Origin of the sequence: Nocardioides sp. Leaf374, assembly GCF_916862475.1 — a bacterium.
Classification (GTDB): domain Bacteria; phylum Actinomycetota; class Actinomycetes; order Propionibacteriales; family Nocardioidaceae; genus Nocardioides; species Nocardioides kribbensis.
The window spans coordinates 35,161-42,933 of the sequence record NZ_CAKASO010000037.1 but is presented as its reverse complement, the minus strand read 5'-3'; the positions used below and the strand labels follow the sequence as shown (position 1 = coordinate 42,933).

The following is a 7,773-nucleotide window of genomic DNA, read 5'->3' as shown; positions in this document are numbered from 1 at the left end:
CAGCGCGACGCCCGCGAGGGCGCGCGCGTGGCCGCGGTGGTCACCGCGGTGCGCTCGGGCGACCGCGCCACCAGCACCCGGCTCCAGGCGCCCGCGAGCGCCCTGACCCCGTCGGGATCGCTGGCGGCCCTGCGCGAGGCGGTCGAGCTGGGCCTGAGCGTGCTCATCGGCTACGTCGACAACCACGGCACCCGCACCGAGCGGATCGTCGACCCGCTCGCGGTGGAGGGCGGACAGCTCACCGCGCGCGACCACCGCGTCGACGACGTGCGGACCTTCGCGGTGCACCGGATCACCACGGTCAAGCCCGTCGAGCCCGGCGCCGCCGGCTCGTAGGCTGGGCGCCATGGACGTCGCGGGCCACGCCGAGCAGGCCGCCCGGCTGGTCAACGCCACGGTGCTCGACGTCGACGACCTCGTCGCTGTGCTCTCGGAGCGCCCCGCGCTGGCCGCGCGGGTGACCGACCGCGACTGCATGCTCGTGCGGCGGCTGCAGCGCGACCTCGACCCCGTCTTCCGGGCGGCCGCCGAGGGTCGCGACGCGGCCGCCGTCGAGGCCCTCGACGCCCTGCTGGCCGCGCACCCGGTCACCCCGCGACTCACGCCCGACCCGCACGCGCCGTCGGGCCTGCGCCTGGCCGTCGGGGGTCGCTCCGACGCCGTGGCCGAGCAGCTCCTCGCCGAGTCGCTGGTGGGCCTGGCCACCCTGGTGGCCGACCTCGGCGCCGCCCGGCTCGGCGTGTGCGGGGAGCCGCGCTGCTCGCAGGTGTGGGTCGACACCTCCTCCAACCGCTCCCGGCGCTACTGCTCCGGGCGGTGCGCCTCGCGGGTCCACGTGGCCGCCCACCGCGCGCGACGGCGTACGCCGGCCTGAGCCGACCGCCCGCCGCCCGGCGGCTCCGTAGACTCGCCAGGTGAACGACGGCCCCCTCATCGTCCAGTCCGACAAGACCCTGCTGCTCGAGATCGACCACGAGCGGGCGCAGGACTGCCGCAAGGCGATCGCCCCCTTCGCCGAGCTCGAGCGCTCCCCCGAGCACGTGCACACCTACCGGCTCACGCCGCTGGGGCTGTGGAACGCACGCGCCGCGGGACACGACGCCGAGCAGGTCGTGGACACGCTGCTGGAGTACAGCCGCTACGCCGTGCCGCACTCGCTGCTGGTCGACGTGGCCGAGACCATGGCCCGCTACGGCCGGCTGCGCCTGGAGAAGCACCCGGTGCACGGGCTGACCCTGGTCAGCTCCGACCGACCCGTGCTCGAGGAGGTGCTGCGGGCCAAGAAGATCGCCGGCATGATCGGCGCCCGCCTCGACGATGACACCGTGGTGGTGCACGGCTCCGAGCGCGGCAACCTCAAGCAGGCGCTGCTCAAGCTGGGCTGGCCGGCCGAGGACTTCGCCGGCTACGTCGACGGCGAGGCCCACCCCATCGACCTCGACGAGAGCGAGTGGCACCTGCGCGACTACCAGCGCGACGCCGCCGACTCCTTCTGGCACGGCGGCTCCGGCGTCGTCGTGCTGCCGTGCGGCGCCGGCAAGACGCTGGTCGGCGCGGCCGCGATGGCCCACGCCAAGGCCACCACGCTGATCCTGGTGACCAACACCGTCTCGGCGCGGCAGTGGAAGGACGAGCTGGTGAAGCGCACGTCGCTCACCGAGGACGAGATCGGCGAGTACTCCGGGGCGATGAAGGAGATCAAGCCGGTCACCATCGCGACCTACCAGGTGCTCACGCTGCGCCGCAAGGGCGCCTACCCCCACCTCGAGCTGCTCGACGCCCGCGACTGGGGCCTCATCGTCTACGACGAGGTGCACCTGCTGCCCGCGCCGATCTTCCGGATGACCGCCGACCTCCAGGCGCGCCGGCGCATCGGCCTCACCGCGACCCTCGTGCGCGAGGACGGCCGCGAGGGCGACGTCTTCTCCCTCATCGGGCCCAAGAGGTACGACGCGCCCTGGAAGGACATCGAGTCGCAGGGCTGGATCGCGCCGGCCGACTGCGTCGAGGTGCGGGTCTCGCTGCCCACCGACGAGCGGCTGGTCTACGCCACGGCCGAGCCCGAGGAGCGCTACCGCCTGGCCGCCTGCACCCACCACAAGGTCGACGTGGTGCGCGAGCTGGTCGCCCAGCACCCGGGCCAGCCCACCCTGGTCATCGGGCAGTACATCGAGCAGCTCGACGAGCTCGCCGCCGCCCTCAACGCCCCGGTCATCAAGGGCGAGACGACGGTCAAGGAGCGCCAGCGCCTCTTCGAGGCCTTCCGCTCGGGCGAGATCGGCCTGCTGGTGGTGAGCAAGGTGGCGAACTTCTCCATCGACCTGCCCTCGGCCGAGGTGGCCATCCAGGTGTCCGGCTCCTTCGGCTCGCGCCAGGAGGAGGCCCAGCGCCTGGGCCGGCTGCTGCGGCCCAAGAGCGAGGGCAAGACCGCGCACTTCTACACGATCGTCTCGCGCGACACCGTCGACGCGGAGTTCGCCCAGAACCGCCAGCGCTTCCTGGCCGAGCAGGGCTACGCCTACCGCATCGTCGACGCCGAGGACCTGCCCGCCTGAGGAGGGCCCCGCCGGGGCCGCCGGCCGGGTCAGCCGGCCGGGTCAGCGGCCGCGGCGGGCCCGGCGCACCAGCCACACGACGAGACCGAGCACCGCGAGCACGAGCACGACGGCCACGGCGATCTCCGCCGGGGCGGGCAGCAGCGGGTCCAGCCCGCCGTCGTCGGTGACGGTCAGGAGGCGGGCGGTCGACAGGCGCACGGGCGCATCCTCGCCCGCCGCACCCCTGCACGCGCAAAACCGGGGGTGCCACCCGATTCCTGCTCCGTAGCGTCGCCGGTCGCCGGCCACCGTGGTCGGCGACCGATCAGGGGAAGGACGATGGAGAAGATCACCCCGAAGCTCCTCAGCTGGGCTTCCATCCTCGAGGACACCACCCGCGAGCAGGCGATGACGACGGCGCGCATGCCGTTCATCCACCCGCACCTCGCGCTGATGCCCGACGCCCACCTGGGTCTGGGGGCGACCGTCGGGTCGGTCATCCCGACCCTCGGCGCGATCATGCCCGCCGCCGTCGGCGTCGACATCGGCTGCGGCATGATCGCCGTGCGCACCCAGTGGACGGCCGACCGGCTGCCCGCCGACCGGCGCCCCGTGCGCGAGGCCATCGAGCGGGCGGTGCCGCTCTCGGCCGGCGGAGTCAACCGCCGCGTCAGCCGCGAGCACACCCGGCAGCGGCTCGAGCTGCTGACCCGCCTCGCCGAGCAGGCCGGCTTCGAGCCGGCGGCGTACGCCCGGCGCTGGGAGCTGCAGCTGGGCACCCTGGGCTCGGGCAACCACTTCATCGAGGTGAGCGTCGACGAGGAGCAGCGGGTCTGGCTCTTCCTGCACTCGGGCTCGCGCGGGGTGGGCAACCGGATCGCGCAGCACCACATCGCCGTCGCGCGCGACCTCTGCGAGCGCTGGTGGGTGCCGCTGCCCGACAAGGACCTCGCCTACCTCGTCGAGGGCACCGCGGAGCTCGACGCCTACGTCGCCCAGATGCGGTGGGCGCAGACCTACGCGCTGCTCAACCGCGAGGAGATGATGGACCGCGTCGTGCGCCAGGTCGAGGAGTGGGTCGGCGAGGCCGTGGTGCGCACCGAGGAGATCAACTGCCACCACAACTACACCGAGCGGGAGCGGCACTTCGGTCGCGACGTGTGGCTCTCCCGCAAGGGCGCCATCAACGCCGAGGCCGGTCGGCCCGGGCTGATCCCCGGGTCGATGGGCGCCGCCTCCTACGTCGTCGTCGGCAGGGGCGACCCGGTCTCGCTGCACTCCGCACCCCACGGCGCGGGGCGGGAGTACTCGCGGGCACGGGCCCGGCGCACCTTCACCCGCGAGCAGCTGCGGGAGGCGATGACGGGCATCGAGTGGCGCGACTCCGAGGCCTTCCTCGACGAGATCCCGGGGGCCTACAAGGACATCGACCGCGTCATGGCCGACGCCTCCGACCTGGTGGAGGTCAGACACGTGCTGCGGCAGGTGGTCAACGTCAAGGGCGACTGATCCGGGCCTACGGCGACTGGTACGTTGTTGCGCATTGTTCGCAACAACACGGGAGCGTCGTGACACCCACCGCCACCCCGTCCGCCCGTCCGGGCCCCGCCCCCGGACAGGCGGACGACCCGCTCGGCCTCCGCGCGCGGCGCCGGCGTACGACGCTGTGTCTGCTCGGCCTCGGGGCCGGGCTGGTCGCCACCGTGCTGGTCGGGGTGGGCGCGGGGGCGGTCGGCATCGACCCCGCCACCGTGGCGCGCATCGTGGGGCACCACCTGCTGGGCCTGCCCGGAGCGGCCTCCGTCGACCCCACCAGCGACGCCATCGTCTGGCAGGTGAGGCTGCCGCGGGTGGCGCTCGCCGTGCTGGTCGGCGCCGGGCTCGCCGTCTGCGGGGTGGCCCTGCAGGCCATGGTGCGCAACGTGCTGGCCGACCCCTACCTGCTCGGCATCAACTCCGGCGCCTCCACCGGCGCCGCGGCGGCCATCCTCTTCGGCCTCGGCGCCGGCCTCGGACAGCACGCGCTGCCCGCCAGCGCCTTCCTCGGCGCCGTGGCGGCCTCCGCGCTCGTGCTCGCGGTGGCACGCTCCGGCGGGCGGCTCACCTCGACCCGGATGCTGCTCGCCGGGGTGGCGGTGGGCTACGCGCTGTCGGGGCTCACCAGCTTCCTGGTCTTCGCCTCCGGCTCCGCCGAGGGCGCGCGGTCGGTGATGTTCTGGCTGCTGGGCTCCCTCGGACTGGCCCAGTGGGGCGCGCCGCTCGCGGTGGTCGCGGGCGTGGTGTCCCTCACCGTCGCGCTGCTGGCGGTGTGGGGGCGCGGGCTCGACGCGCTCGCCGTCGGCGACGAGACCGCCCACACCCTCGGGATCTCCCCCGACCGCTTCCGGACCCTCCTGCTGCTGGTCGTGTCGCTGTGCGTCGCGGTGCTCGTCGCCGCCGCCGGCAGCATCGGCTTCGTCGGCCTCGTGGTGCCCCACCTCGCGCGCCGCGCGGTCGGCGCGGGTCACGTGCGCGTCGTGCCGACCGCCGCGCTCATGGGCGCGATCCTGCTCGTCTGGGCCGACGTCGCCAGCCGCGTGCTCCTCCAGCCGCAGGAGATCCCGATCGGGATCATCACCTCGGTCGTGGGCGCCCCCTTCCTCCTGCTGCTCATCCGCCGCCTCCACGCCACCGCGGCCTGACCCCTCCCTCCCCGATCCCTCCCCACCTAGGAGACCCATGCCCCGCCCACGTGGCTCCGCCCTCACCGCCTCCGTCCTCACCGCCTCCGTCCTCGCGCTCGCCGGCTGCGGCACCTCGACCGACGCGTCGGGCAGCGCCTCGGGCGGCGAGCCGGTGACGGTCGCCAACTGCGGCAGTGACGTCACCTTCCCCTCCGCCCCGGAGCGGGTGGTGATGCTCAAGAGCGCCGCGGTGCCCTACCTGCACGACCTCGGCGTGCTCGACCGGGTCGTCGCCCGCGCCGGGCTCTACCCGTCGGAGTACTACGACGAGCAGACCCTCGCCGAGCTCGACGTGATCCCCGAGCTGACCAGCGACACCGACGCCGGCGGGCACCTGCAGATCTCCAAGGAGGTCGTCGTCGCCCAGCGGCCCGACCTCGTGCTGGGCGAGGTCGACAACCTCTCGCGCAGCAGCCTCGAGGCCGTCGACGTGCCACTGCTGGAGGAGCCGGCACTGTGCGAGACCGGCGGGAGCGAGCCCGGCTTCGACGACGTCTGGTCGCAGCTGGCGCTCTACGGCGAGGTCTTCGACCGTCCCGACGAGGCGGCCGCCGCCACCGCCGACCTGCAGGAGCGCCTCGCCGCCGTCGAGGCCGAGGTCGACGGGCCGTCGGGGCGCACGGCCGCCGTACTCTACCCCACGGTGGGCGGAGGCACGACGTACGCCTACGGCACCGGGTCGATGGCCCACCCGCAGCTGGAGGCCGCCGGCTTCGAGAACGTGTTCGGCGACGTCGACGAGCGGGTCGTCGAGGTCACCCTCGAGGAGCTGCTGGGCCGCGACCCCGACGTGATCGTGCTGCTCCACACCGACGGCGACCCCGCCGACGTCGAGGAGGCCCTGGTGGACCTCCCCGGCGCGGAGCGGCTCACGGCCGTGCGCGAGGGAGAGGTGATGACCCAGCTCTTCAACTTCACCGAGCCGCCGAGCCCGCTGGCCGTCGACGGGCTCGAGGCGATCGTGGCGAGGTTCGGGGAGTGATCACCGCGACCGGGGTCTCCTGGTCCTACGCCGGCCGCCCGGTCGTCCACGACGTCGACCTCCTCGCGCGGCCCGGCCGCGTGCTGGGGCTCATCGGCCCCAACGGCAGCGGCAAGACGACCCTGCTGCGCCTGCTGCACGGCGCGCTGCGCTCCCCCACCGGGCAGGTCGAGGTCGACGGCGACCCGGCCGCGTCGCTCGGCCCGCGGGAGGCGGCCCGGCGCCTCGCCGTCGTGGTGCAGGAGAGCGGCGGCGAGACCGCCCTGACGGTGGCGGAGATGGTCCTGCTGGGGCGCGGACCCCACCTGTCGACCTTCCAGCGCCTCGGGGCCGACGACCACGCGCTGGCCCTCGACTGCCTGCGCCGGGTCGGGGCCGACCACCTCGGCGCCCGCGCCTTCGCCGGGCTCTCCGGAGGCGAGCGGCAGCGCGTGCTCATCGCCCGCGCACTGGCCCAGCAGGCGACGCACCTGCTCCTCGACGAGCCGACCAACCACCTCGACGTGCGCTACCAGCACGAGGTGCTCGGCCTGGTGCGAGGGCTCGTCGAGGGCCCCGACCCGACCGCGGTCGTCGTGGTGCTGCACGACCTCAACCTGGCCGCCCGCTACTGCGACGACCTCGTGCTGCTCGGCGACGGCGCGGTCGTGGCCGCCGGGCCGGCCGGCACCGTGCTCGACCCGGCCGTCCTCGAGCCCGTCTACGGCATCGGCATCCGCCGGGTCGAGGTCGACGGCCAGGTCCACCTGCTCTTCCAGCCCACCGACCCGCCCGCCGACCCGCCCACCGACCGAGGAGCCCCCGCATGAGCGTCCAGGACCGCATGAACGACTACTGGAGCCGCCGGGCCCCGGCCTACGACGCCGGCCAGCACCGGCCCGAGCACCGGGGCCGCGACCGCGAGCTGTGGGCCGAGGTGTGGTCGGCGGCGCTGCCCCCGGCCCCGGCCGACGTGCTCGACCTCGGCTGCGGCAGCGGCTACGTCACCACCCTGCTCGCCGGGCTCGGCCACCGCGTCACCGGCATCGACCTGGCCGACGGCATGCTCGAGGTGGCGCGGCAGCGGGTCGCCGGGCTGCCCCCGACGACCCGTCCGCCGCGGCTGGTGCGCGGCGACATGGTCGCCCCCGACTTCCCGGACGACAGCTTCGACGTGCTCGCCGGGCGCTACGTGCTGTGGACGCTGCGCGAGCCCGGAGCCGCCCTGGGGGCCTGGCGCCGCGTGCTGCGCCCCGACGGGGTGCTGGCCATGGTGGACAGCACGTGGTTCCCCGACGGGCTCGGGAGCCACGGCAGCGAGGACTTCACCGGCTCCTACGACGACGGCGTGCGCGCGGCCCTCCCGCTGGCCGAGGCCACCAGCATCGAGGCCAGCGCCCAGGCGCTGCGCGACGGCGGCTTCCGCGACGTCGAGGTGACCCCGCTGACCGGGCTGCTGGAGCTCGACCGGGCCCACGGCGCGGCACCCGGGCACGACGTACGGCTGCAGTTCCTGCTGACCGCGCGCCCCTGACCGGCCCGGCCGGGCCGC

The 7,773-nt window shown here is 74.7% G+C and carries 9 protein-coding genes; 8 read left to right on the top strand and 1 reads right to left on the bottom strand.

Features of this window, described 5'->3' with window-relative positions; translation table 11 throughout:
* The 3 genes from LPA27_RS15265 to LPA27_RS15255 all read left to right on the top strand — a co-directional run.
* The coding region (locus LPA27_RS15265) for a WYL domain-containing protein (RefSeq protein WP_228942983.1) at positions 1–336 on the top strand (336 nt) is incomplete at its 5' end.
* A gap of 10 nt (positions 337–346) precedes the next feature.
* The gene (locus LPA27_RS15260; RefSeq protein WP_056862049.1) at positions 347–874 is read left to right on the top strand and encodes a CGNR zinc finger domain-containing protein; all 528 of its coding nucleotides are present in this window, start codon (positions 347–349) and stop codon (positions 872–874) included.
* Positions 875–914: 40 nt separating this feature from the next.
* Positions 915–2,555 (top strand): DNA repair helicase XPB, encoded by a 1,641-nt coding sequence (locus LPA27_RS15255; RefSeq protein ID WP_228942982.1) that lies wholly within the window; start codon positions 915–917, stop codon positions 2,553–2,555.
* A gap of 42 nt (positions 2,556–2,597) precedes the next feature.
* Here the strand turns inward: LPA27_RS15255 and LPA27_RS15250 are convergent, their stop codons facing one another.
* Positions 2,598–2,756, bottom strand: coding sequence for a hypothetical protein (locus LPA27_RS15250; RefSeq protein WP_228942981.1), 159 nt, complete (start codon positions 2,754–2,756; stop codon positions 2,598–2,600).
* Positions 2,757–2,876: 120 nt separating this feature from the next.
* On the opposite strand from LPA27_RS15250, the gene LPA27_RS15245 reads away from it, so the two are divergent.
* From LPA27_RS15245 to LPA27_RS15225, 5 genes are read left to right on the top strand one after another with little or no spacing between them, the layout of a single operon-like run.
* A complete protein-coding gene (locus LPA27_RS15245; protein ID WP_228942980.1) occupies positions 2,877–4,046 on the top strand; it encodes an RtcB family protein in 1,170 nt (389 codons plus the stop codon).
* Between the two features lie 59 nt (positions 4,047–4,105).
* Positions 4,106–5,218, top strand: coding sequence for a FecCD family ABC transporter permease (locus LPA27_RS15240; RefSeq protein ID WP_228942979.1), 1,113 nt, complete (start codon positions 4,106–4,108; stop codon positions 5,216–5,218).
* Positions 5,219–5,255: 37 nt separating this feature from the next.
* Positions 5,256–6,242, top strand: a complete 987-nt coding sequence (locus LPA27_RS15235; RefSeq protein WP_228942978.1) for an ABC transporter substrate-binding protein — start codon at positions 5,256–5,258, stop codon at positions 6,240–6,242.
* Positions 6,239–7,051: an ABC transporter ATP-binding protein gene (locus tag LPA27_RS15230; RefSeq protein WP_228942977.1), complete on the top strand. Its 813-nt coding sequence runs from the start codon at positions 6,239–6,241 to the stop codon at positions 7,049–7,051. Before LPA27_RS15235 ends, LPA27_RS15230 begins: the two co-directional genes overlap by 4 nt.
* Positions 7,048–7,755, top strand: coding sequence for a class I SAM-dependent methyltransferase (locus tag LPA27_RS15225; RefSeq protein WP_228942976.1), 708 nt, complete (start codon positions 7,048–7,050; stop codon positions 7,753–7,755). The genes LPA27_RS15230 and LPA27_RS15225 overlap by 4 nt, the downstream gene beginning before the upstream one ends.
* Positions 7,756–7,773: the final 18 nt, after the last annotated feature.